The 22,625-nt window shown below is 63.6% G+C and carries 17 protein-coding genes and 1 CRISPR repeat array; of the genes, 7 read left to right on the plus strand and 10 right to left on the minus strand.

The genetic code is table 11. From position 1 onward, the window contains the following. Positions 1-148: 148 nt before the first annotated feature. The 3 genes from CW348_RS15260 to CW348_RS15270 all read right to left on the minus strand — a co-directional run bounded on the left by CW348_RS15260 (position 149) and on the right by CW348_RS15270 (position 4,787). Positions 149-892 (minus strand): hypothetical protein, encoded by a 744-nt coding sequence (locus tag CW348_RS15260; protein ID WP_011292005.1) that lies wholly within the window; start codon positions 890-892, stop codon positions 149-151. Between the two features lie 90 nt (positions 893-982). Then, entirely contained in the window at positions 983-2,419 is a 1,437-nt protein-coding gene (locus CW348_RS15265) for a xylulokinase (RefSeq protein WP_287464140.1), read from the minus strand. A gap of 31 nt (positions 2,420-2,450) precedes the next feature. Continuing rightward, a complete protein-coding gene (locus tag CW348_RS15270) occupies positions 2,451-4,787 on the minus strand; it encodes a lysylphosphatidylglycerol synthase transmembrane domain-containing protein (RefSeq protein ID WP_016188713.1) in 2,337 nt (778 codons plus the stop codon). 246 nt (positions 4,788-5,033) lie between these two features. Here CW348_RS15270 and CW348_RS15275 point away from each other — a divergent pair, with 246 nt between their 5' ends. From CW348_RS15275 to cmr1, 7 genes are all read left to right on the plus strand, one after another. Next, on the plus strand, positions 5,034-6,341 hold the full coding sequence (locus CW348_RS15275) for an SUKH-4 family immunity protein (protein WP_016188714.1): 1,308 nt from the start codon (positions 5,034-5,036) through the stop codon (positions 6,339-6,341). A 1,199-nt stretch (positions 6,342-7,540) separates the two neighbouring features. After that, on the plus strand, positions 7,541-9,304 hold the full coding sequence (gene cas10 / locus CW348_RS15280) for a type III-B CRISPR-associated protein Cas10/Cmr2 (protein ID WP_227481034.1): 1,764 nt from the start codon (positions 7,541-7,543) through the stop codon (positions 9,302-9,304). Then, a complete protein-coding gene (locus CW348_RS15285; protein ID WP_104613127.1) occupies positions 9,301-10,449 on the plus strand; it encodes a type III-B CRISPR module-associated protein Cmr3 in 1,149 nt (382 codons plus the stop codon). The genes cas10 and CW348_RS15285 overlap by 4 nt, the downstream gene beginning before the upstream one ends. Further along, the gene (cmr4, locus tag CW348_RS15290; protein ID WP_011292011.1) at positions 10,446-11,348 is read left to right on the plus strand and encodes a type III-B CRISPR module RAMP protein Cmr4; all 903 of its coding nucleotides are present in this window, start codon (positions 10,446-10,448) and stop codon (positions 11,346-11,348) included. Before CW348_RS15285 ends, cmr4 begins: the two co-directional genes overlap by 4 nt. Continuing rightward, the gene (locus CW348_RS15295) at positions 11,341-11,820 is read left to right on the plus strand and encodes a type III-B CRISPR module-associated protein Cmr5 (RefSeq protein ID WP_011292012.1); all 480 of its coding nucleotides are present in this window, start codon (positions 11,341-11,343) and stop codon (positions 11,818-11,820) included. The genes cmr4 and CW348_RS15295 overlap by 8 nt, the downstream gene beginning before the upstream one ends. Positions 11,821-11,930: 110 nt before the next feature. Further along, the gene (cmr6, locus tag CW348_RS15300) at positions 11,931-12,818 is read left to right on the plus strand and encodes a type III-B CRISPR module RAMP protein Cmr6 (protein WP_255266137.1); all 888 of its coding nucleotides are present in this window, start codon (positions 11,931-11,933) and stop codon (positions 12,816-12,818) included. Between the two features lie 359 nt (positions 12,819-13,177). Beyond that, a complete protein-coding gene (cmr1, locus tag CW348_RS15305) occupies positions 13,178-14,413 on the plus strand; it encodes a type III-B CRISPR module RAMP protein Cmr1 (RefSeq protein WP_061783654.1) in 1,236 nt (411 codons plus the stop codon). Between the two features lie 745 nt (positions 14,414-15,158). Beyond that, positions 15,159-16,163: direct repeats of the CRISPR family, unit length 28 nt; unit sequence GGTCCATCCCCACGTGCGTGGGGCTCAC. A 39-nt stretch (positions 16,164-16,202) separates the two neighbouring features. Here cmr1 and cas2e read toward each other — a convergent pair. The 7 genes from cas2e to casA are packed head-to-tail and all read right to left on the minus strand — an operon-like array spanning position 16,203 to position 22,417. Beyond that, positions 16,203-16,532, minus strand: a complete 330-nt coding sequence (gene cas2e / locus CW348_RS15310) for a type I-E CRISPR-associated endoribonuclease Cas2e (RefSeq protein WP_016188717.1) — start codon at positions 16,530-16,532, stop codon at positions 16,203-16,205. After that, a complete protein-coding gene (cas1e, locus tag CW348_RS15315) occupies positions 16,532-17,530 on the minus strand; it encodes a type I-E CRISPR-associated endonuclease Cas1e (protein ID WP_061783655.1) in 999 nt (332 codons plus the stop codon). Before cas1e ends, cas2e begins: the two co-directional genes overlap by 1 nt. Then, the gene (gene cas6e / locus CW348_RS15320; RefSeq protein ID WP_258076935.1) at positions 17,523-18,218 is read right to left on the minus strand and encodes a type I-E CRISPR-associated protein Cas6/Cse3/CasE; all 696 of its coding nucleotides are present in this window, start codon (positions 18,216-18,218) and stop codon (positions 17,523-17,525) included. The genes cas1e and cas6e overlap by 8 nt, the downstream gene beginning before the upstream one ends. Next, positions 18,218-18,982 carry a type I-E CRISPR-associated protein Cas5/CasD gene (cas5e, locus tag CW348_RS15325; protein WP_104613120.1) on the minus strand — a complete coding sequence of 255 codons (765 nt, stop codon included), beginning with the start codon at positions 18,980-18,982 and terminating at the stop codon, positions 18,218-18,220. Before cas5e ends, cas6e begins: the two co-directional genes overlap by 1 nt. Next, positions 18,979-20,100, minus strand: coding sequence for a type I-E CRISPR-associated protein Cas7/Cse4/CasC (cas7e, locus tag CW348_RS15330; protein WP_061783658.1), 1,122 nt, complete (start codon positions 20,098-20,100; stop codon positions 18,979-18,981). Before cas7e ends, cas5e begins: the two co-directional genes overlap by 4 nt. Then, complete coding sequence (gene casB, locus CW348_RS15335) at positions 20,097-20,831, minus strand: type I-E CRISPR-associated protein Cse2/CasB (RefSeq protein WP_061783659.1); 735 nt, start codon at positions 20,829-20,831, stop codon at positions 20,097-20,099. The genes cas7e and casB overlap by 4 nt, the downstream gene beginning before the upstream one ends. Next, complete coding sequence (casA, locus tag CW348_RS15340) at positions 20,828-22,417, minus strand: type I-E CRISPR-associated protein Cse1/CasA (protein WP_255266138.1); 1,590 nt, start codon at positions 22,415-22,417, stop codon at positions 20,828-20,830. Before casA ends, casB begins: the two co-directional genes overlap by 4 nt. Between the last annotated feature and the right edge of the window lie 208 nt (positions 22,418-22,625).

Genomic DNA, 22,625 nt, shown 5'->3' on the forward strand with positions numbered 1-22,625 from the left:
GCCCCACCACTATGACATACCGCATGGTCGGTATGTATGGGTGCTGGGGCGGTTGGGTCCTTTCCGGCAGTAAGGAGCAGCCACCCCTGCCAGCGGAGGGATCCCATGCATGACGGAAAGCCCGCAGGGGAGATCTGCGTCGTTTCCCTCAGTTGTTCTCATCCGTCCCAGCGCCAGGAGCGGCTTCTTTGTAGGTCGCCGTAATGTACACGGTGACAGCGGCGAGAGCGGCGAGGCCAGCCCAGACAGCGAGAAGCACCCCGAAGCGTTCGAAGCTAGCGTCGACCATGAGCGCGGCGAAAAGGCCAGCGAGGAACAGTCCACCAGCCAGGCCGAGGGTGGCGGCCATGCCCCGGGTGGGTTTTGGTTCCGCGTGGCGGATCAGCCGCCACACGCACGTCACCATGACGAGCAAGGCGGGCGGCCCCGTCACCAGCGCGAAAGCGAGACTGCCTCCGATCACGTCGGTGGGGGCGTCGGTGGTCTCCTGGGTGGTGCCGTGGGCTGAGATCTCGGTGATGCGGCCCCGCCACAGGGTTCCGGTGACCTGTCCGCCTTCGTCTACTTTGAGGAGCACTGGTCCTTTGGAGGAGAAGTACGTCTCCCGTTCCGTGCCGTCCTCGGCGATGAGGACCGCACTGTTGTCCTTGTTTCTGGCGTTCGTCAGGTAGATGTCGGTGACAGTGAACTCCTGCTGCCAGATGCAGTCCGCAGGAGACTCGGGGGCAGCAGAGCAGGGTTGTGCCGCTTCATAGGCGTGGAGCTCCCTGTTGCCGTCGAGGATCGCCGCTCGAACGTGTCCGACAACGATCGCTATCAAGGCGGTGGAGAACAGCAGGACGATGATGCTTCTTGTGTGGCGGCGCAGCACCGTGTTCAGGGAGGAGGACACCCCTTAAGCATCTCACAAAATCCATTCCCCCTGTCATCTCCCCTGTGGTATGGCACGCACGGTGATTGTCATTGTGGTCATGAGGTGTCCTTAGTGTTTGTTTTCGGGGGTGGGGTGGTTGTTCCTGCGGAGATGATGAAGATAAACCTCGAACTTTACATCGTAGATTTCCTTATGGTGGGTGGGGGATACCACCGGCTCGTAGTGAAGCTCTGGGCGCGCGACCCCCGCCCCCACCGCCCGGGCGGCAAGATGCGCCGCCCCCACCGCCGACGCGCTCCGCAGCCGCACCGGACGTAACTCCACCCCTAACACGTTGGCGAGCAGTGCACGGAAACGCGGGTCTCGGCTCCCTCCCCCGGCAAGACGCACCACCGGCGGCAAGCCACCGGGAAGCATCATGGCGGCATGCCGGATCGTGAAAGCCACTCCTTCCACTGCGGCGCGCAGAACCGCTGTGCGGTCAGTGTCCAACCGCAGCCCTGCCAGCACTCCGGTCATCCCCAGCACGGGGGTGCGTTCCCCCGTCAAATGCGGCAGGAACACCACTCCCCCACGATCCGGCTCCTCCCCTGCCGCGGCATACACCTCCTCCCACGTTGCGCCCAGCAGGGTGCGCACCCACTCCACAACAACCCCGACATTCTGCACGGCAGCCATCCGATACCAGCCGGCACGTTCCGCGGTGCGGTAGACGTGAACGCCCGGCACCGGGCTGGGATCAGTAGTGGCCGCAACAATCTGCGCGCCGCTGCCCACGGTGAGCTGCGCCTGCTCCTCGCCCGCCGCGGTAGCTAAGAGCGCTGCCGGGGTGTCGCCCGCACCGACAGCCACGGGAGTCCCCAGATCCATCCCCAGTTCTGCGGCAGCGTCCCCGGTCAGGACCCCTGCGACGTCGTCGGAAGCCGCCAGCGGCGGCAGCAGGTCCGCGGGGAGCTGCGCGGCACGAAGTGCCGGCAGCGACCACGTGTCCGCGGGCACATCCCACAGCAGGGTCGCTGACGCGTCAGACGGATCGGTCGCAGCTTTCCCCGTCAACCGCAGCCGCAGCCAGTCCTTGGGCAGCAACGCCCACCGTGCCTCAGCCAACAGCCGTGGTTCATGGCGTGCTATCCACGCCAGCAGGGGACCGGTCATCCCCGGCACCAGCGGGTTAGCGAGCGCCTCCCGCTCGGTGTCGGCAAGCCCACGCCACGCGGCGAGCTCAGCCGCGGCACGCCGGTCCGCCCACAAGAGAGCGGAACGCAGCGGCGTCGCGTCCTCGCGGGCGAGAACCAGGCCGTGCATCTGCCCGTCCACCCCGACCGCCCTGATCCGAGGCTGCCCGGCAGCAGCGAGCGCCTGCCGCACCGCGGCCACCGTTGCCTCCCACCAGTCACCCGGATCGCTCTCCGCCCACCCCGGACGGGGTGAACGCACCGGGTAGGAGGCTTCGCCCTCCCCCACCACGGCGGACTCTGAGTCCACCACCACGACCTTGACCCCGCTGGTGCCCAAGTCCACGCCGAGCCATGCGTCCCGTGCCATTCCGACGCCTTCCCTTGTGCAGACGAGTCGATCAGATCGCCCTGCGGCGCTGCAGCCGGGTGAACGCCAGCCACCCTGGCAGCACCGGAAGCCAGAATGTCAGCAATCGGAACAACAACACTCCGGGCAAAGCGGCGGCCGCGGGAACCCCAGCGATTGCGGTCAACCCGCCGATGAGCGCCGCCTCAACAGCGCCCAGGCCGCCAGGAGACGGCGCTGCCGAGCCGAGCGCATTCCCCGCTAGGTAGACCATCCCGACCGCGGCCAGCGATGGGGTCGCATCAAACGCCAGGATGCTGGTGTACAGGCACAACACCAGGCTCACCGTGAGCAGCACAGTGCCGCCCATCCCCAGCACGAGACGGCTCGGATGCTGGACGAGATCAAGCAGGTGCGGCAGCACCCCGTGCAGGTGGGGGCGAAGCCGCCCCACTGCGGCGCGGCGCAGCCGCGGCACCGCGAGCACGGCCGCGGCCAACACAGAAAGCACCCCCACGACCAGCAGTAGCGTGAACGACGGAGAAAAATCGCCGGGATAGTCCATGTTCGACAGGTAGGCGCACACCACCAGCAGCGGCACTAGTGTCACCAGCCCTGCCACCTGGGACACACCCACCGCGGACACTGCCTGGGCGGTGCTGGCCCCTGCCCGGATCAGATAGCGGGTATTCAACGCCAACGATCCCACGCCTGCTGGAGTGGCGATACGCACGAAACACGAAGCGTACTGCACGAGCACGGTACGCCATAGCCGCAGTCGCACCGGCGAAAACCCGAGCAGCGCTACCGCGGGAGCCAGCACACACAGCAGCGACAACACCGCGGCCGCGCTCGTCCACCCCGGATCAGGGTCGCTGAGCGTATTCCAGGCCACCCCGGTGAGCTGGTAGACCAGGGCGAGCCCCACGACGGTCGCCACCGCGACCGTGACCACGGTCCGCGGCGGCATCCGCTCCAACTGCACTGGTTGAGCGGGGGCGTGCGGGACGACACGCACAATCTCCTGGCGCACTTCCCGCAACAGGTCGCGGTGGCCCCGTACTGCTTGCCGCAAGGGCGGGGGCAGGCCGACGCTCTGCAGGAACGGCAGGATGGCGGCGACCGCATCCGCACCCAGATTCCGGACCGCGGACTCTACCGCGCGGTACGGGCCCACGTGCAGCGCCAACGTCACGAGAAGAGCTGCCTGGTCCAACGAGAGTGCCCACGGTCCGGCGGCGATGCTCCCCGTGGACAAGGCTGTGAACGCGGCATGCCCGTCGGCGCGTTGCACGACAGTTCCGGGGCTGATGCCCCGGTGGGCGACCCGGTGGCGGTGCAGCAGTCGCAACTGCGCCCACACCTTGTCCACGAACTCGTCGGTGAGCTCGCTGTCCCCCAATTCCGTGAGTGGCCGCACTGCGACATGCTCCCGGACGAGAAAGGCTGCGGAAGGACCGAGCTCTCCCACAGCCAGCAGACGCGGCGTCGCCGCACCGGCCGCCGCGGCGGCATACTCCAGCAAAGCCGTGTGCTCCACCCGGTCCCGCAGGCTCCACAGCAAAGGCGGGGCTGCGGCGTTCCGCAGCACGATCCGGGAGAACAACCGCCGTACCACTCCGCTCGTCGGATCAGAGTCAAGAACCGTCACCTGCAGGCGGCGAGTAGCGGTCTCCGCCATAAAACACCGGTTGCCTTCCGAGTCAGTTCCCGCAAACGCCAGGCGCGACGGCTCCCAGCCGAGACGCTCCAGCTCGTACAGCAGCCGCCCCACCGCGAGCCGCGGAATACTCACCCCTATGGCGTAATTCGTCAACGACGCACACACCGCCCCCACCAGCAGAGTCAGGAGCAACGCGAGCGCGGTGGTGTAACCGGACAGCAGCACTGAGGCGGCTGTCACAGCGACACTCACTGCCATAGGACCGGTGACCCGAGGCAAGTGGACCGGGCGGGTGGCGTGCAGGTAGGCGAATGCCGCGGCGAGATAGGCGTGCAACGGGTTGCTGGCCGGGCCCCCCGCAGACGCGTTGAGGATCGTCGGTGTCTCCGCGCCGAGCAGGGCAGCAAACCCCAGGTTGAGTGCCACGGTCGTCCCGTAGCCGGCCCCGGCCGCAGTCAACACCCGCACCACGTGGCGTATGTCGCGGCGGATCAAGCGTTCCGCCACGATGACGCCGCCCAGCAGCAGCACGGCGAGGTTCGCGAGCCCAGCAGCAAGCCCGAACAGTGACGGCGGCAGCAGGGAACGCAGTTCTGCGGGATCGCCCACGGCTGACGGTTCAGCGGCGAGTGCGATCGCCAAGAGAACCATGACCAGTAGCGCGCCCCCGATCACCGCGACCATCAAATCGACCGGCCGCCGGGCGATGCCCCCCGTGGCATCCATCCTGGTTCTGCTGGTGCTCTCTGCCGCTTTCACGCTCTCTACCCTGCCCTGACAGCAGTCTGTTGTCGCGTTGCGCGGGTGGGAAAAGACCAACCCTGCTGGTGGGAGTACGTGCTCCGCGCGTTATCCACAGTCCGGAAAACTTGGTATCGACGTGCCATAGCGGAACGGCAGAATCACCCTAGGCGCACAAGCGGTAATCTCACCGAAAGCACGCTTTACGTCGCTTTCCCGGCAAGGAGAGACATGGTCACCTATGAGCAGGCGCTCGCGATCGCGGACGCGTGGCTCAACGGTTCCGCCCCTCCGGGGCAGCGCCGGGAGGTGCGGACCCACGAATTCGACCTGGGCTGGGTCGTTTGGGCCGTTCCCGCCGCTGTCACCCATGACCCGCTGCCCGGCTCGTCTCCCCCCGACGACGTCGGCAGCCCTTACGGGGTAGTAGACCGGCACACCGGTGAATTGAGCACCTGGCCGTCGACGTCGCTGGAGGAAGTGGTGCGGATGTACCGCGACAAGCATTCCGGCACCCACTTCCCCCACCCCTACGACCCTTCACTCCCCCCGATCGTCGGCCCCGGCAACACCGTGGTCTTCACCTACCGCGACGCGGGCGGAGACGAAATGTCCCTCAGCCGCTCCTCCGGTCCCGGCCTTCCCCCGCCGGAAATCCAAGTGTGGACAGAACTGCGGTGGATGGGGGTGCGACCCGAAGACGTCATTGCCATCCACTCCGACCTGTACCCTGCTGACCTGCCCGGCGGCTACCGCGGCCAGTTCCTACGCACCACCTTCGCTGACGCTGACCTGTCCTGTTCCCACGACTACGGGCCCACGCGAGTGGTCCGTGCCCAAGGCATGGCGGCGCTCCTCGACCACGCCGAGGCGGCGCACCGGCTTTCGGGGACCCCGCCGCTTCCCCGCCCCAACCGGATCCCGTTCCCTGCGGCACACCACGACGGCTCCCCCCTCGCCGACGACGTACTGGACCAGCTGCTCGCGGACACCCGTCTCCCCGTGCAGCGGTACGACGCCGATGCGGTGGCTGAAAGCGGACTTCCTGAGGCCACGCACGACGCGTTGACCCGGTTCGGGCTTCCCAGTCTTATCCCCCACTTCTTCGTCGCTGATCCCCCGCACCAGCCTCCTGCTGGCGGGCTGTTCTGCGACGCTGCCACCCACCTGCATGCTCGCGGCACCCCTGCATCCGATCCGACGCTGGCCGCCACCCTGGGCGAGTATGTACGTATCGGCAGTGACGGGGGCAGTGTGGTCGCGGTACGCCGCGCTGAACCGGATGCCGGCACGGTGTGGGCGATCGACATGCGCAGCGGTGCGACCCGCTACATCAATCGGTCAGTGGCGGACTTCAGCCACTGCCTCGTGGTGTTAGCGTACACCTTGCCGAAGATGCGCGGCCAAGACCCCTATGCCGCAGGCCAAACAGTTGCGAAGTTCCAGGAGACGCTGGCTGGCATCGACGGTTCCGTGTTTGCCGACCCCGAGCACTGGTGGGCGGTGATTGTCGAGCAGATGTGGGACGGTCTACTGTGAGCGGCTGCTATCCACGGAAGCTGTGCCTCGCATTGGGGTTCGCTGACTGAGCGGTTCTTCTCCCCTGCTTTGCGGCCGCGCTGTCCCCATGAACTTCCCGGCTCGACCCTGCCAGCAGCCCTCCGATAGCTATTGTGGTGAGTTCTTTCTCTGTCTGGCAGGTCGGAGCCGCCATCACGTCGTGAGGCGACGCTGGGCTCTTCTACCTCCGTGTCATCCGGGAACCGCCTTGACAACTGTGCTGCCTCACCAGGCAGGGCATAAATGCGTCCGGTCACCTGGTGTTTCTCACCCAGGTGCGGGCGTTTTTCAACAGTCCCGCGGGCGCGCCACTCCCCGCAACAGTGGGATCACCAGTGTCCGAAGGATCCCCGATCAACCCAGCCTTCAAGGAATAGCCGGAGTGGTCTCGACAACGCTGCTGACAGGCGGCATCAATGCTGCTTGCGTGGGGGCAAAGCGGTTGCAGGCGATCTCGATATCTTCGGCTTCCTGCCGCTGCTCTCCGTGACAGTGCTCCACCTCGGATCTACGTGCGCGGAGTCTGGCGCACACTCCGTTTAGTCTCGCTGGGACAGCCTGAGAAGCACGAAAATGCGCAGCGCTTTTCTTTCTCGAAAGAGAACTAAAGAAGCCGATTCACTACGTGCTGTTGAACCTGCTCTCAGCGAGGGAAGCCCTGTCATATGTTCCACTTAGTGGCAGTGTTCTCCTTCGTCACTTTCCAGGCGGACACGCTCCATCTTGAGCCTTCCTGACGTACCGTCCTGTGCTGCCCAGAGATGAAGCCTTGAGGCTACCCCCACCAGAAACTCTGACAATGTTTAGATTTTTCTTGACCTCTGAGTTAATTTCGGACGTGAAATAACACCTACTTCAGACACTTCACATCAAGGACACCTATCCCCAGTTTTGACTAATTACCTGCATTCTCTCCACGGATCAGGTGAGTTGCCGCTAATGTCACCTTCTGCTGTCTTGAGTACTTGGTGTTTCTCGCACGGAACTGCAGGAATGTTCGGGCCACTGCGCTTGTGGTTACTCCTGCGCTGCCCCTCAAGAGACTTCTGCCACAGCGGCTGCTCCCCCGAAGCCGCACTCAAGACAGGGAGCACCGATCTGGAGACCAGAGGACATACCCGGTTTCCAGCGAAAACAAGGCGTCAGATGGAGACTGCGTGGACGGCCAAGACCTCGTGGTGATCGCACTGTCCGGAGTCCAGCGATTCATCGAAGAATCCAGAAGCACCTCGGACCTGCGGGCAGGCAGCCGAATCATCGCTGAGCTCACCGAACAAGCCGTGTCCGTGTGCCAGGAGTCCGCTGCCGAACTCGTCTTCCCCGCCCCGAGCAAGAAAAGGAAAGACGTGGGAATGCCTAACCGGGTGGTGGCACTCGCCCCCGCAGGGCAGGGGACGACACTTGCTCAGCGAGCCACCGCACGGGTGAATGAGAAGTGGAAGGAGTGGTTGCAAAAGACTCTTGGCCGTATCGAAGAAACCCCCGGTATGCCCGCCGTGACGTGGGCCGTAGCTCCCCCACGGCCAGGCGGCTACCCCGAACAGTGGAAAGAAGCCCAACGTCGCCTAGCCGCACGCAAACAGGTCCGGAACTTCACCGCCCTGGAGGCACGCAACGGCCCCTGCCAGCTGAGTCCTCACTGGCCCGCGACCACGAAGCCACCGAAAGGTCTTCCCTCTTTTGAGCGTGACACGCTGAGCGCTGCCAACTGGCTGAAACGCAAGCTTGGCCGCCCCAATGATAAGGAGAGCGTGTCACCTTACGGGATCCCCTCGACCTACGGGATCGCGTCGGCCCCATTCCGCATCGAAGTTCTGAAAAATATCAACGATCCGGATGTAACTGAACAGGTGGACTACTTGCATCAAGTAGTCCAGGACGAAGATACGGGCATACATATCCCCAACTGGCCACTGCCAGGCATGCCGAAACCTCAGGGAGAATTAGCCCAGTGGCTGTGGCGGCACGGAGGACAGTGGGTTTACACAGACTCATGGTCCGCAGAGTCGCTGGCCCGCGAATTCAGGAAGCCGACTTCTGGAGAAGCATTCGACAACTTCTCCAGAACAGTAGAGATAGGCCGTATTGCTGCCGCTGATCTTCAAAAGATCATGCGGGACAAGTTCCAGGTAGCGCCTCCCTCCTCCTACCTGGCGATTCTTGTCCAAGACCTGGACGGCATGGGCTCCTACCTCTCCGAGGAAAAGAACCTGTCGCACAAGCGGCACACCGAAATTTCTGACCAGTTGCGGAGAGTCGCTGAAAGGCAGACAGAACTGCTGCACGACTCGGCGCTGCTGGGCGTTGCAGTCTATGCCGGCGGAGACGACCTGCTGGCGTTCCTTCCCGCAGCGACAGCCCTTGCGGGGGCACGCGCCTGCAGACAGGCAGTCACCGAAGTATCCCCGGAACTGCCCACGGCGAGCAGTGCCTTACTGTTCTTCCACCGCAAATACCCGTTGCGGCTCGCCTTGGCCGCGAGCCGGGAAGCCCTGGCTGCCGCCAAAAACGTTCCTGGAAAGAACGCTCTCGCCGTGAGCTACCTGCGCCGCTCCGGAACCCAGGAAACATACGTCCAGAAATGGGCTCTTCCTGACCACAACGATCCCGAGGCCTTGGTGTGTGACCGCCTGTCCCTCTTCACCAGGAGTGAGACGGGAGCACGGCTATCCCCCGGGCTACTGCGGGACCTGGAACGCGACAGTCACGCCCTATGCACGCTCAGTCTGGACCTCTTTACCGCTGAGCTCCAGCGCCTCGTCCACCGGCATACTCTCGCGCCCACCAGCGAGCAACAAAAAGCATTTGCCCTCAAGGCTGCAGAGCAGCTCCGCCTTCTGGGACGGCCCACCAGCGCCCTAGAAGACTCAGAAAAGATTTCCGAACAATCACTGATCGCGGCGGCTCGAGTCGCAGTGTTCTTGCGTCAGGAGTGCCGATGAGCACAGGCCAAGCAGACAACGCCACCACATGGATAGCCTTCGAGCCCCATGACACCGTCCACGTACGAGACGGTCGACAGTTCAGTTCCCGAGACAGCAACACGGCCCTGGCAGAGACCGTCATTCCCCGACCCAGCACCATTGCCGGGGCGGCCGCCAGCGCCTACGGCGGCGACCTGACGGCTGTGCGTGGCCCCATCCTCGGTAAGCAGAACCCTGACGGGAGGTGGTGCCCCTACTTTCCTGTCCCCTCAGACATCGTGGTGGTGGAAGGCAAAGAAACCACAGCGCAGGAAAGGGCCTACTACCGGCTTGTCAAAGGATCCGCCGTAGACGGGACCGATCTCGCCCACGTCCCTGGCGCCCCCGAGTCCTTGCTGGAGCTCCCTCCACAGGTCACGGCCAAAGCAGAGCCGCTCCAAGGCTGGATCTCCAGCGAAGGCCTGTCGTCCTACCTCAACGGCACGCTGTTCCAGGACTCCACTGTGGCATCCGACTACCTGGAGACCATGCTGGCCGGCGAGGAACCGCTCGTGCCCGAACACCGGATCGGCATCGCTCTTCAGGACCGGCGGATACGCTCGGGATACCTGTACCACGCCACCCACCTGCGTCCTCGCGATGGGTGGGTTTTCCTCGCCGAGGTCGTTCCGCACCCGGAACGGCCGAAACCGGAGCACACCACAGTGACGCTGGGGGGAATCTCCCGGCTTGCCGAGGTCGCCGAACTCCCGGCCGGCTCTGTGGCGTGGCCGTCAAGGCCTGCTTCCTTCCCCGGCGGGCGAATGCTGCTGTATGTGGCCACACCCGCGTTGTGGCGCGACGGCTGGCGTCCACCTCTTCCACCGGAAGCCACTCTCGTAGCAGCGGCTGTAGGCAGTCCACTCCCCGTGGCCACTGCATCACCCAAACGAGGGTTCTTCCGTACCCGTACCCTGCGCTGGGCGGTCCCACCCGGCTCGGTCTACCTCCTGCACTTCCCTGATGAGGAGACCGCTGCCGCCGTTGCATCCTCCTGGCATGGCCGGGCCCTTGCCCCTTCCGCTGACTGGATCCATACCCACGAAGGCGATCATCCGCCGACTGATGCACCCCCGCTCCACACTGCTGGATTCGGAGTCGTCCTCACAGGAGTCTGGACATGACCGCTTTTCTGCTGTACCTGTACGCGGAATCCCCGCTGCATGCCGGCGCCGCAGCCAGCGACGGCGTCCTCGACCTGCCGATTCAACGAGAAAGCAGCACCAACTATCCGCTCATCTGGGGGCAGAGCCTCAAGGGTGCGCTGCGGCAGACCGCCCGCGACGCTGGCTGGAGCGAAGACACCTTGAAGGAGGTGTTCGGATCCGAGCCAGGCGAAGGAGAAGAAACCACCCCTGGAAAACTCGCAGTGGGCGATGCTCAACTTGTTGCGCTTCCGGTCCCCACCTTGCGCCGCTCCTTTGCCTGGGTCACTTCCCGGCTTGCTCTCAGCCGTCTGGCCCGCAAATACGCCATCATCAACGGCCCCCACGTCGTGCTTCCTGAAGTCCCCAACCCCGCCGACGGGGAGGGCTCCTGCGGTCGAGGGTTCTGGGGCGGGGAAACGCCGGAGGTGCTCGGCCCATGCCTCGTCAAGCTTCACAATCCTCGTGGAGGCGGTGACGCCCCTGATCCCGTCACTGACTGGGCACGGCTCTTGGCTGCCGACGCTATTGGCGACGCCCCCCATTTGCGCCCTTTCGCTAGCAAACTCGCAGAAGACCTGCTGGTTGTCGGCTCCGAGCCGATGTCTGTTCTCCTGCGCGAGTGCACCGAGTTCGCGGTACGGGTCCAACTCCACCGTCAACAGAAGCTGGTTCAAAACGGTCCCTTCGTCAGCGAATACCTCCCTGCCGAAACGATTCTCGCCTCCGTGCTGACCCTGCGTGGGAAATACGCTCCGGAAGAAGTCCAGCAGCTGCGGGACCTGGTGAACCATTCCCTCCTCCAAGTGGGCGGAGACGAAACCCTCGGCAAAGGGCTGGTGTGGACCCGGATCGTCGAAGGAGAACGCAATGGCTGAGCGAGTAGACCAGCAGATGGCCGCCCAAGCGGAGAAAGTCATCGGGCCTTTGGTGACCGACCCGCAACTCGCCCAGCGCATCCGTACCCGGATGCGCCAATTCCCGATGCGGCTGCGCTCTTCAGGTTTGGTTGCTGCGTTCGCATTCGCTGAAAGCAAAAGCGGAAGCGCCGACCCCCTCGAGCAGGCCTATAGCCGACTGTGCAAGGCCATCATCGAGCACGCTGCTAAACGTAAGCTTCTCCCTGGCCTCACCCCCCAGTCCACCCCCCGCGAATTCCTGGACGTGCTCACCAAAGCGGACCTTCCCACCCACAGTCGACTCAGCGCCGAAATCGACCTGCTCGCCGGATGGCTCAGCCGAATCGCAGAAGCCCGCTACGGCAAACTGGCGGCCGCTGCTACGGAGCACGCCAACCAGGAAAACCCCGGCGAGTCCGCTGACAGCGATACGGGAGAGGAGCGAGAATGACCTTTCCCCACGGTCGACGGGGAGCTCAGGACACCTCCTCGCAGGAAGAACCGAAAGAAATCCTGTGCGTCTCCTACTCTGGGGCGATAGGCCGAGTCCTCTGCGGAAGAGTGACCCAGAAGCCAGACAGTGCGCAGGATGCCCACCATTGCAAGAGCGTCTCGCCGAAATACGTCAAAAAAATCCGCTACGATCAGCGCTCTACGCTCGACGCTTCCGCGAATTCGCTGATCATCCTGCGACGTTTAGCTATCAGCGACGTCTCTCCCCCCACCGCGGATGCGCGCCCCGAGGATCCCGTGCTCGGCTGGGCAAGCGAGTACTGCCTCGGCTACCAGAAGGAGTGGGCACAGGCAGTTGAGCAACGCCGCGCGCACGCTCTAAGCATTCTCAACGCCCGAAAACGGCACATCTACCGGGTGGAACTGACCGCAGACTGGCGCTTCGTGACCGGACTAGGAGAGCAGACCGGAGACCACGAATTCGGGCTCAGCCTGCACGGCACCTACGGTTGGCCGCTCATCCCCGCTTCCACACTCAAAGGAGCCGCAGCGGCCTGGGCTTCTCGGCAAAAGGTTCCCTCTGAACTCTACACATTGGTCTTCGGGCCCCTGCCCTCCCCTGAAGACGAGGAGGACCGAGACAACCCCCGGTGCGGAGTGCGTTTCTTTGACGCCCTTCCCCTATCCGATCCCCGTAACCACCGCAAAGGTCTGCGCGTCCATAGTGATGTGATCACCCCGCACCAGCACGCCTACCACACCGATCAGTCCGCGGAACCGTGCGCCCCCGGGGAACACCATCAGCCTGTGCCGCTGCCTTTCCTCTCCCTCAGCGGTACTTTCGTCACTCACCTCATCGGGGAGGACCCCGACCTCACCGCCAAGGCAGCTGACTGGCTCAAGCAGGCTTGTGAAGAGTACGGAATCGGTGCACGCACCACGGCAGGCTACGGCTACTTCACCGTCAACATCACCGATCAATGGGACTCCCCGTGACCTTCTCTCCGGGCCACACCACGGTCATCCCGCTGAAGCACGTGGCGGACGCTTGCCGCGCGGGCATATTTCGGTCTCCCATCAGCGATCCTCGTGTGGTGGGACACAGTAGCGGAGCCCTACCCGCTGGCGCCGTCCTGAGGTGTCCACCTGTGCTGGCAGGGTTGGCCAGTTGCGACGAAACTGGCCAACCCTGCCAGCGCCAGCATGTCGGATGTCTCGAGCATTCCTTGTTCACCGCGCTGATCGTGTCTGCTCCGCAGCCCTGTTTTCCGTGCCTTGGTCTCGGCCTCTGAGCGAGTCTTCGCGTACCTCGGCACACGCATCAGCGCGGCAAACATTCGTTAAGGAGCACACTCATGTCTTGGATCACCCTGCGCCTACGTGTCACCACCCCGCTGTTCAACGGACATGACGACGAACCTCTCCGAGTCAGTTCCCTGCGGGGAGCCATGCGCTACTGGTTCCGCGCACTCGCCGGAACCAAGGTCGGCCCCAGTATTCGGACTCTGCGTCGCCTCGAAGACGAAGTTTTCGGCAGCACCACCAATCCATCCCCGGTACGGATGCGACTGGGCAAACTGCCCCAAACCCGCAGGAATCCCTGCCTTTCGTTCCTTGACTCGACACGGTTTCCTGACCAGCTGCGGAAAGAACCCGCCATCGGCTATCTGATGGGGCAAGGCCTCGGCACCATCGTCAAAGGCAGGTACCAGATCACCCGCCCCTACGTATTCCCAGACCACAAATACTTCGAACTCAAGATGGCTCTGTCGGAGGACTCTCGCATCAACGCCCTCACCCTGGCGTCACTGTGGATGGTGTGCGCCTACGGTGGGGTGGGGTCCCGTGTCCGGCGTGGTTTCGGCAAGATACGCATCATTGGAGCGACTCTCCACGACCAAAAATCGGTTACTCCCTGGACAGAGTCGTCACTTCAAACTCCAGGTCTCACTCATTACAAGGAGCTAGACGATCGGCAACGACTGCAGCCCATTGGCCCTCTCGATGACTGCCTGGAGCCCATCGATGACCTGCTCAAGCAGATAGGCGCCCCTGATGAGGCTCGCCCTTGGCGTGACGACGAGATACCTACCTATCCAGTGTTCAGCAGTAAGTGGACGTGCGCCGGGCTCAGCGCCTATTCCGCTTCTTCATGGGCAGAACTGCTGGCCCACGTCGGGCGGCAGTACCGGCTGTCACGGGCGACAGCCGACAACAGCGCTTCCAGGACCAACTACTGGCCCAAAGTCAAAACCCCAGAACGGGACGCTGTCCTCCACGGAAACTCCAACCGCTTCCCCCTAGGCGCCCTAGGCTTGCCTGTGGTCTACAGCAAAGACAAAGTGACCGTGGGTGAACGCCGTGCCTCCCCCTTGTGGATGCATCCCGTTATGGAGGATGGAGAATGGCGGCTGTTCTCATTCGCCTTCCACAACACTTTCCTCCCGGCGGAGACAGAAGTTCGGCTCAGCGGAAAAATTCGCAAGAGTGTCATCATCACGGACGATGATGTTGTGAACCGCACCAGTGACTGGATTCAGCACATGCGACACGATCCGGCCCCCTACCGTCTCCCTGGAGAAGAAGGCTGACTGTGCCGTGAAAATCCGTGTCCCTGCTCTGCAGGAGCTAGGCGAATTGGCTGGATCTACTAGCTAAGCGCTTAGCGTAAACGAATGCTGCTTCGGGGCAGGCAGGCCTCTCACCCCGGCAGAAGGTGGAAGCCCAACAACAGGGATGTTGCGGGATCCAAGGGTGTCGGTTCTCCAGAAACGGAGTGCTGTCACACACCTCGCCATCACACAGGGCACACTCACGGTCTGCACGCCCCGAACGCTTCCTTGTTCTGTGGTCCCCCCAAGCCTGACCATCGCAGGATCCATGTCCACACCAGCCTGAACATGGTGCTATGACACTTGGGAGCTTTGGGAGTTCCTCGCATCAAAGAGAGGAGCCAGCGTATCCTCTCCCTCCTTGTACTCTCCCGCAGGCATTCGACCAACCAGAGAGCCAAGCGTTGACGTACAACACCTCGTTGATACGCGGTGTATGAAAACTCAGTGGCGCTTCAGAGAGATCCTCATAGAAGAGTTGAATCCGCCTCAGCTCTTCACCCGATCGCTTTTTCCAAACTTTTGCAACCAAGTCGTCGTTTAGGGCGTAGGCGGCGCCCTCCATTCCTACTGCCAGCCCCACAGCATTGGGTTAGCCTTGGGACTTGAAATAGCGGATCCATATCTCATCGTGTTTCTGCATGCCAGCCTTCGCCTTCTTAGCAATTCGTCCAACAGCAAAATTAGACCAGCACTTAGGGACGCCCCAGCGACTGGTCACCCACGGTCCATCCCCACGTGCGTGGGGCTCACTCGATGTGCAGGATGATCGGCGGCATCTGGAACGGTCCATCCCCACGTGCGTGGGGCTCACGTCCACAAAGCCCCGCGCTTTAGCGCGGTCTGCGGTCCATCCCCACGTGCGTGGGGCTCACGCCGTTCCCCTAACCTCGTGAGACCACTCTAGCGGTCCATCCCCACGTGCGTGGGGCTCACCGTCCTACGCGCGTATCGAAGATACCTTGGTACGGTCCATCCCCACGTGCGTGGGGCTCACCTGCCTGGATAGGGGCGACAAACTCCACCTCGCCGGTCCATCCCCACGTGCGTGGGGCTCACGTCTTTCTCTTTGCTGTGTGGACTGTACCGGGCGGTCCATCCCCACGTGCGTGGGGCTCACGCGCGGTGGCGGTGGGGGGTAGGGGGTTTTTCGGTCCATCCCCACGTGCGTGGGGCTCACCGTCACTCACCCCCCTCGGCGGCGCCGAGGGTCGGTCCATCCCCACGTGCGTGGGGCTCACCGGGAAGGGGAGCGCGGTATCAGCCGCGCCCCCGGTCCATCCCCACGTGCGTGGGGCTCACGCATCTCAGCGCGCTCTGCGTGGCTACGTGGGGGGTCCATCCCCACGTGCGTGGGGCTCACTCGTGCTCGGGTGGTGCTGGCAGGTCCCACGCCGGTCCATCCCCACGTGCGTGGGGCTCACGGGGTGTTCCGGCGGCCGGGAGCGGGACGGGGCGGTCCATCCCCACGTGCGTGGGGCTCACGACGGTAGCGCGCGGTGGGGGGTAGGGGGGTTCGGTCCATCCCCACGTGCGTGGGGCTCACGAACCGTCGTGGATGCCATGATGGTGTTGCCCCGGTCCATCCCCACGTGCGTGGGGCTCACGTTGGTGCGGAGCCGTGCGCTTGCGGCGGCGCAGGTCCATCCCCACGTGCGTGGGGCTCACGAGGTGCCACGGTTTTTTCCCATGATCAGGTCCGGTCCATCCCCACGTGCGTGGGGCTCACAGTTACTTACCTGCAACTTTGCAAGGCGTTATCTTCTCGTTACCACCCTTCCGGGATCGGCGGCATCTCTTGTTCCGCACCTTCCAACGCCGATAGTTGAACAAGTTGAAGCCCGTCGAAGTCCACAATCGCGCGACGACGCTCCCCCGCTGTGCGAACGGTGAAACCCTGCTCGTTATCGTCGGGGTGAACGCATAGGGCAGCCCCGTCCCCCACTGAAGCACTCACCGCGGACCACAGCTCGTCGCGGACTCGGGCACTCATCGTTCCTACATACACTCCGGCGACCGGCTCGATCATCCATCGTGACAACGCACCCCGAACATGATTAGGAACCGCTGTAGTTGCAATCATGACGAGCTTGGCCATCAGGGCTCCTCGCTGTCCGCGATGTGATTGGCATAGTTCACACCGCCGGAGACAGCCCCGACCACCGGGTCCCACAAGTCAACGACTTGCCACGGCCCTCCCGAGCTCGGCGGCTCCTCTTCCGAAACGGCCTCCTCAGGGTCGTCTAAGGAGAGGAGGGTCTGCACATCCCGCACAATTTGCGGAATCAGCCGGTACAGCTTTAGGTCTCGACGAAGCCGCAGGCGCGCTTCTTGCTCCGGGTTGGCTGTCCTGCTCAAGGAGAACGCGAGCGGGATAGTGGTCCGTGCTTTATAGAGATCGGCGATGTCGTAGACGAACGCGTCTTGTTTTCCGGAGTGGATGAACCCGAGCGCGGGGTGGCAGCCCAGGTGCGCCAGTACCGAGTGCACCACCCCGTAAAGGGCAGCGTTGCTTGCCGAAAGCGCCTTGTTGACAGGGTCTTGGTCATCCCAGTCATGCGGGTTGTAGTTCCGTTTGAATGGTTTCACCCTGTTCTTAGCCGCCAGGCTTCGGTAGAGGGCTTTCATCCGTGCCCCTTCAAGCTGGCGCAGCCTTTCGATGGACGCACCGGGAGGAGGTTCTTCTCCGAAGCGCATCTCGTACATCCGCACGGCGACGTCTCGTCGGCGTCTGTCGTCGGAGTAGGCGCGTGCCTGCCGGTCGGTCCATTTCGTGGTGCGGTTAGGGGCGGGAAAGCTTCCGTAGTTGAGGATGCCTCCCGCCCCGCAGGTTACGACCGTTGTGTTGTGGCGCATGAAAGTCGCCATGGCAGGACTGGTGATTGAGGTTCCCGGTCCCAGTAGGACGCATGCGAGTGAAGCGGTGGGGATTGGGACTCGATGTATTCTTCCGGTTTCGGTTTCGACCTCCGCGCATACGCCGGTGTCGGTCTGCACTATTCGGCAGACATCCACGTAGAGGAAGGAGAGGCCGTCCGATACCCGGGGCAGCATCGCCAGTGTCGGACGGGCTAGCGCCTTACGGGGGTTATCCATGTTCTCCTTCCTCGATTAGGGCGAGGCTGAGCAGCCCGCAGCCGTAGGATTTGCCGCGGCCGATGCCGTTAAGTACCGCATGACGCACGGCGTCGACGTCAGAGATGACGGCTTCACCGTCGAAGCGCACGGCTGGGTGGCGGATTTTGCGGCTGCGGTCAGCGGTCCCAGGGTCGCGGACGTCATCGAGTGTCTGCGCGTAGGTGCTGAGGAGTTCCAGTCCGTTGGCTGCCGCACGGGAATGCCACCACGCCTCGGCTGCGGCCCCGCGCAGAGCCCAGGTGTACTCTCTTGGTTTTTTCGGCGGCTCTTTCAGGCCAAGGCGTTGGGTGTTGTTCTCGGACCGGCCGAGTCGTTTGGTGGGACTGGCCACAATCCGGTAGCGGACACGGCTGCCTTTGTCTAGCCGAGCCAGGAAAGGGTCGAGGTTACGCATCTGGACCCCGTGGTATCCGGGGCCAAGCCGGTCAACCCGCAGGGGGGAGTAACTCTGTACCAGCAGGTAGAGCTCGTTTCTGGTTTCTTCGATGCGGAACAGTAAGCCGGATTGCTGACGGGGGTTAGCGATCCGCTCCTCACCGAGGTCAGAAGAAAGCCGGATGAGTTTACGATGTAGATTTCCAGCGGTACGGAAGTCTGCTCGGGTCTGGCGGTAGCGCAGGTCAGGAACGATCTTGGTCAGCCACATCAGGCTGCCTCCTCGGCGCACTGCTTGACGTATGTGAAAAGCTTGTTCTGGTAGTCCCTGCCGGGACCGGCCACGAGTGTCGCGGGAACCTCGGTGGGAACTACTCGGATCTGTCGGGTGGAGTAGCGGCGGCTCTTGCTGTCGAACGAGAGCGGAACGTCGTTGAGCACCGTCAGAGTGCGCGTATCTGGGTATTCGCCCTCTTCATAGATCAAGTCCACAAGCACAGTTGCAGCGTCTTCTTCCACCCTGCGATGGGGGAGCGGCACCGCTTCCACTAGTTCTCGCACCGGGTCAGCGACCCTGCGGCGCAGGACCAGTAGCGGGTCAGGAACGAACGCGCGCCGCCCCAGGTAGGGCTGCCAGTAGGGGGCGGCTAACGCGTCGGCGATAGTGTCTGCTTCCGGTCCGGTGACAGCGACGGTGAACACGGCGTCGGCCAGGTAGGAACGGCTGGTGACGATGGTGGCTTTCTTAAGGTCGCGCCGTTCACCTGCAGCGGTGGGCACGGTGCGCTCTTTGGGAAGGCCGCCGCCGATCGTGTGGAAGTCGACGAGCCGCACCCCTGGCCGGTCGACGCGAACGGTGAACTTCAGTTCCTTGTAGCGGTCCAGAGGGTCGCCGCGGCGCACCCCCTGGGCGGCAGCGAACATTCCGATCAGACCGGAGCGGCTCGGGTAAGGCAGGGTGTCGCGTTCCCCGAACATGCTGTGTTCGCCCCAGCTTTGCATGGGGCCAGCTAGCCGCAGCAGGAAGCCACTCACTCCCGCTCCCCCTCGAAGGCTGCCGCGACCATGGCGTCGATGAGCGCCGGGTAGGAGTCGTACCGCTCCCCCAACGCGGCGAGGTCGGTCTTGTTTTCCACGGTCGCGTAGCCGCGGATCGCGTCGTCGGGCCAGACTTCGCGGAGCCGTTCGGCGTAGTTGTTGAGTTCCTGGCAGGCGCGGAGGGTGTAGCCGTCGCTGCCGTATAGCGCGGTTTCGAACGCGGGAGCGAAAGAGATGGGTCGGTCGAAGCGTACCGCGATGTGTACCAGGTCGGGCAGGGTCATGGCAGCGGTAGCGTTCTGTTTCCCGGAGGGGACCGTGCTCAGGAAAGCGCGGAGGAACTCGGCCACGGCGGTGCGGGCGGTTTGGGCGTCACCGGTGTTTTCCACCAGTCGGTCGAGGTTGACGTTGGCGTAGCGGTAGAACGTTCCGGCACTGAACTGGCCCGCGTTCATGTGGCCACTACCGTGGTCGTTTTCTTTGGGGATGTCGTCGACAGCGGTGAAGAAGTCGACTTCTACGGTGGTGCCGTGCACGGTGAACGCGTGCGCGAACTGCACTGCGCCGTCGACCTCGGTGGAGGGCAGTTCAGCGAGCATCCGACCGAACAAGTTGACTGAGACGTTGCGGCTCTTCAGTACTTCGGTGATGCGGTCAGCGGGGAGGATTCCCTTGGGAGTCTTCTTGGCTGCTTCTTTGGCGACGGCGTCCCGGTGCTCATCGGCGATGGCGGCGAGTTCGTCGATTGCGGGGACCGGGAGGTAGAACAGGACAGAAGTGGCAGGGGCCTCGCCGTCTTTCTCCTTTTCCAGTCTGATGCGGCTCTTCTTACCGACAGACAGCACGACTTGGCGTGCTCCGGCGTCAGCGAGGTCAGCGTCCCAGCCGCGTTCCCGAAGCCGCTTGGCGATCTCGCTGATGATACGGCGGGTGCGGACCGCCTTGTCGCCGAGCCGGGCTTCCACTTCGTGGCGGACGGCGCGCTTCCAGCTCTGGCTGGACACGCGAGTGCGTTCCTTGCCGCCGTAGACGACCGTCTTGGGGGAGCCCAAGTCGTCGCGGTTGATGTTGGAGTAGGGCAGGGTCTGGATGGCGTGAATGTCAACGAAAGTCATGCTGCTTCGGCCTCCTCATCGGTGGTGTTGTTCTTGTTTTTCTGCTCTGCTTGACGGGTCAGGGTTTCGAGGGTGCGGTGGTAGTCCTGGACCCATTCGCGGGCGACGTGGCGGGGGGTGTGGCCCCAGCGGGCCAGGTCTCGGATGAGGATCCCCCAGTCGATGTGGACTTGGTCGCTGCGCAGGTATAGGACCAGGCGCGGCAGGTGGCGGTGGACGCCGTCGAGGTTCTGGCGGGCGATCAGGTGCAGGCGCTGCTCGGTGCTGTCAGCGTTGAGCCTTTTGTCGAAGACGGCTTGAGCGAGGGATACTCCCAGGTTGGGCCGCCGGTCCGGCTTTCCATCCTTGGTGGCGCTGCTTTCTTCGGCAGGGGTTGGCTCAGTGAGTGCCTCGCTGTCCTGTGGTTCTCCGGTTTGTTCTTCGGTAGCTTCCGCTTCCTGGTCGCGGGCGCTTCTGGGCTGTGCGGCCATGATTGCTGCGACTGCGTAGAAGGCGCGCTCCACAGCGTGGACGTCCCATAGGGACGCGGCCCGGCGACGGTCGACGTCGTAGTCGGTGGGGACGGGAACGTAAGGGGCGACCACGCGGTGAGCGGCCAGCATGCGCGGATCCTCGGGGGCCAGTCCCACACCGCGCCGCAGTGCGGCCCGTGCCGCTGGTTCGTTGACAATGAGCTTGCTCACCTGTTTCACGAGGGCATCAGCGTGCTGGAGTATGTAGTCGCTGTTCACGCGGCTTCCTTGTCCTGTTTCGGTGTCCAGTTGCTGAACAGGGTGCTGCGGTGCCGCTCCACGACTTTGGCCACGCGGGGCCGTTCACAGTAGGGACCGGTCACCTCGTCGTAGGCAGCTAACGCGACCAGGTTGAAGGCGTTTCCGGGGCCTGCCATGCCGGGGGTGTAGCCTTGAGCGGGCCGGTCGTAGACGATGTTCCAGAAGACCGGCTCGGCTTTCGCCCAGTAGCGGCTCATGCCGTGCTGCACCCAGGGTCCGACACCGGTCTCGGTCTTAGCGTTGGTGCCGGAGCTAGTGGAGCTAGGGCTGTTACTTTCCTTCCACGCTTCTTTGCACGCTTTTTCTAGGCGGCGGCCGAGTGCTTCCGCGGCTTTGCGAGCCAGGGTGATACGACGCACGATTCGGGCGTTCTCGTTGTCGTCGGTTTCCCGGTCTGCTAGCCAGCGCAGCACGGCCGGGGTGGTGGCGGTGAACCACTGTTTGTCACGGGCCTGACGACGGTCCTGGTCGAACCCGAAGGCGCGCAGCCGCAGGGAGTCCAGGACTTCTTGGGGAACCTGCGCCAAAGGCGTGCAGTTGTCCAAAATTGTCGGCCGGTAGTTGCCGTCTTCGCCGTAGTGCAGCAAGGCGTCGAGGTCCCGCCATATGGCCCGTTCCGCTTTGGCTGGCCGCGGACGGACACTGCCTTCCTTGCTTGTCTGGTAGATGAGGTAAGGGTCGAGTTCTGGCGAAATGTTGCGTTCCCGCCACGCCCAGGTCACCCATGCATCCACGACGTGTGAACCATCTGGCGAGGGGTGCAGCAGGACAGCATGGCGGAAGTGGTCGAGCCTCAGAATCCCGGCGAGTCCCGCGGATTCTTCGGGAAGACCGAGCGGGTCGTTGAGCTCTGGCTGTTCCCAGAAGGCGAGGTCGGCTGCACCAGTGCCGGGGTAGGGAATGTTGAGGATCAGGCTTTCGAACAGGGTGCGGCCCAACGGGTGGTAGGAGACGGTGCCGCGCAGCGGCCCCGCGGTGACGTTGCCTTCGCTTCTTCCCCGGACAACGCGAGGCGTGCACGTCCCTGAAGGCCCGTAGCCGAGAGTTGCCAGCAGGTGCCAGACAGCCTCAGCGGAGTCGAGGGGGTGCGGGTCGAGGTCATGGTGGTGGCCGCCGAGCCACACCTGGTTCTCTCCCGCGGTGCGCCCCCATGCCAGCTTGTTGACACCCGAGGTTTTCGGACACTCTTCACGCAGGCGAGGATCTTGCAACCAGGGCCGCTCAGGGTGGAACAGGTCGAAGCGCTCCGAGTAGTCGGCGAAGTAGGCGTCGACCGCTTCCGGGTCGAGTCGTCCTTTGCTGAGGATCTGGCTGCGGCGAGCCTGCCATTTCCGCTTCGGATTCTTGTTTGGCGGCTGGTCGAGGCCGGTGATGCGGGCGGTGATCAGTGCGAGTATCCGCCACAGTACTGCCGCGCCAGGCGGAAGCGGAATCTCCACGTCGGAGAGTTCGTGGGAGCGGATGAGAACGTCACGCAGTCCCAGCATTTCGGGTGCGGCCAGGACGTCGCGGCTGCGCGCAATCAGCCAAGGAGCGATGGTCACATCAAATGACGGCGGTGAAGGAATGGCTCCTCCCACAAGAAAACACAGGGCAACCGACAGCACTGTCGGCTAGACCGACTAAGGACAGGCCAGCATCGTAGCTTCTAGTAGCGACTAGAATAGCATGAATCTCTCTGAAATCATGGACAACAGCAAAAAATCATCTGACTTGACTAAGAAGTCTCTCTGCACTGCCAGACTGCCACAG

The sequence above is a fragment of the Thermobifida sp. genome, from assembly GCF_017577275.1.
Lineage (GTDB): Bacteria > Actinomycetota > Actinomycetes > Streptosporangiales > Streptosporangiaceae > Thermobifida > Thermobifida fusca.

What these genes read in the sequence shown, in the direction of transcription:
- CW348_RS15265 (WP_287464140.1), bottom strand. Translation starts at nt 2,419, where the DNA reads ATGGCACGGGACGCATGGCTCGGCGTGGACTTGGGCACCAGCGGGGTC.
- CW348_RS15270 (WP_016188713.1), bottom strand. Translation starts at nt 4,787, where the DNA reads ATGGATGCCACGGGGGGCATCGCCCGGCGGCCGGTCGATTTGATGGTC.
- CW348_RS15275 (WP_016188714.1), top strand. Translation starts at nt 5,034, where the DNA reads ATGGTCACCTATGAGCAGGCGCTCGCGATCGCGGACGCGTGGCTCAAC.
- CW348_RS15285 (WP_104613127.1), top strand. Translation starts at nt 9,301, where the DNA reads ATGAGCACAGGCCAAGCAGACAACGCCACCACATGGATAGCCTTCGAG.
- cmr4 (WP_011292011.1), top strand. Translation starts at nt 10,446, where the DNA reads ATGACCGCTTTTCTGCTGTACCTGTACGCGGAATCCCCGCTGCATGCC.
- CW348_RS15295 (WP_011292012.1), top strand. Translation starts at nt 11,341, where the DNA reads ATGGCTGAGCGAGTAGACCAGCAGATGGCCGCCCAAGCGGAGAAAGTC.
- cmr1 (WP_061783654.1), top strand. Translation starts at nt 13,178, where the DNA reads ATGTCTTGGATCACCCTGCGCCTACGTGTCACCACCCCGCTGTTCAAC.
- cas2e (WP_016188717.1), bottom strand. Translation starts at nt 16,532, where the DNA reads ATGGCCAAGCTCGTCATGATTGCAACTACAGCGGTTCCTAATCATGTT.
- cas1e (WP_061783655.1), bottom strand. Translation starts at nt 17,530, where the DNA reads ATGGATAACCCCCGTAAGGCGCTAGCCCGTCCGACACTGGCGATGCTG.
- cas6e (WP_258076935.1), bottom strand. Translation starts at nt 18,218, where the DNA reads ATGTGGCTGACCAAGATCGTTCCTGACCTGCGCTACCGCCAGACCCGA.
- cas7e (WP_061783658.1), bottom strand. Translation starts at nt 20,100, where the DNA reads ATGACTTTCGTTGACATTCACGCCATCCAGACCCTGCCCTACTCCAAC.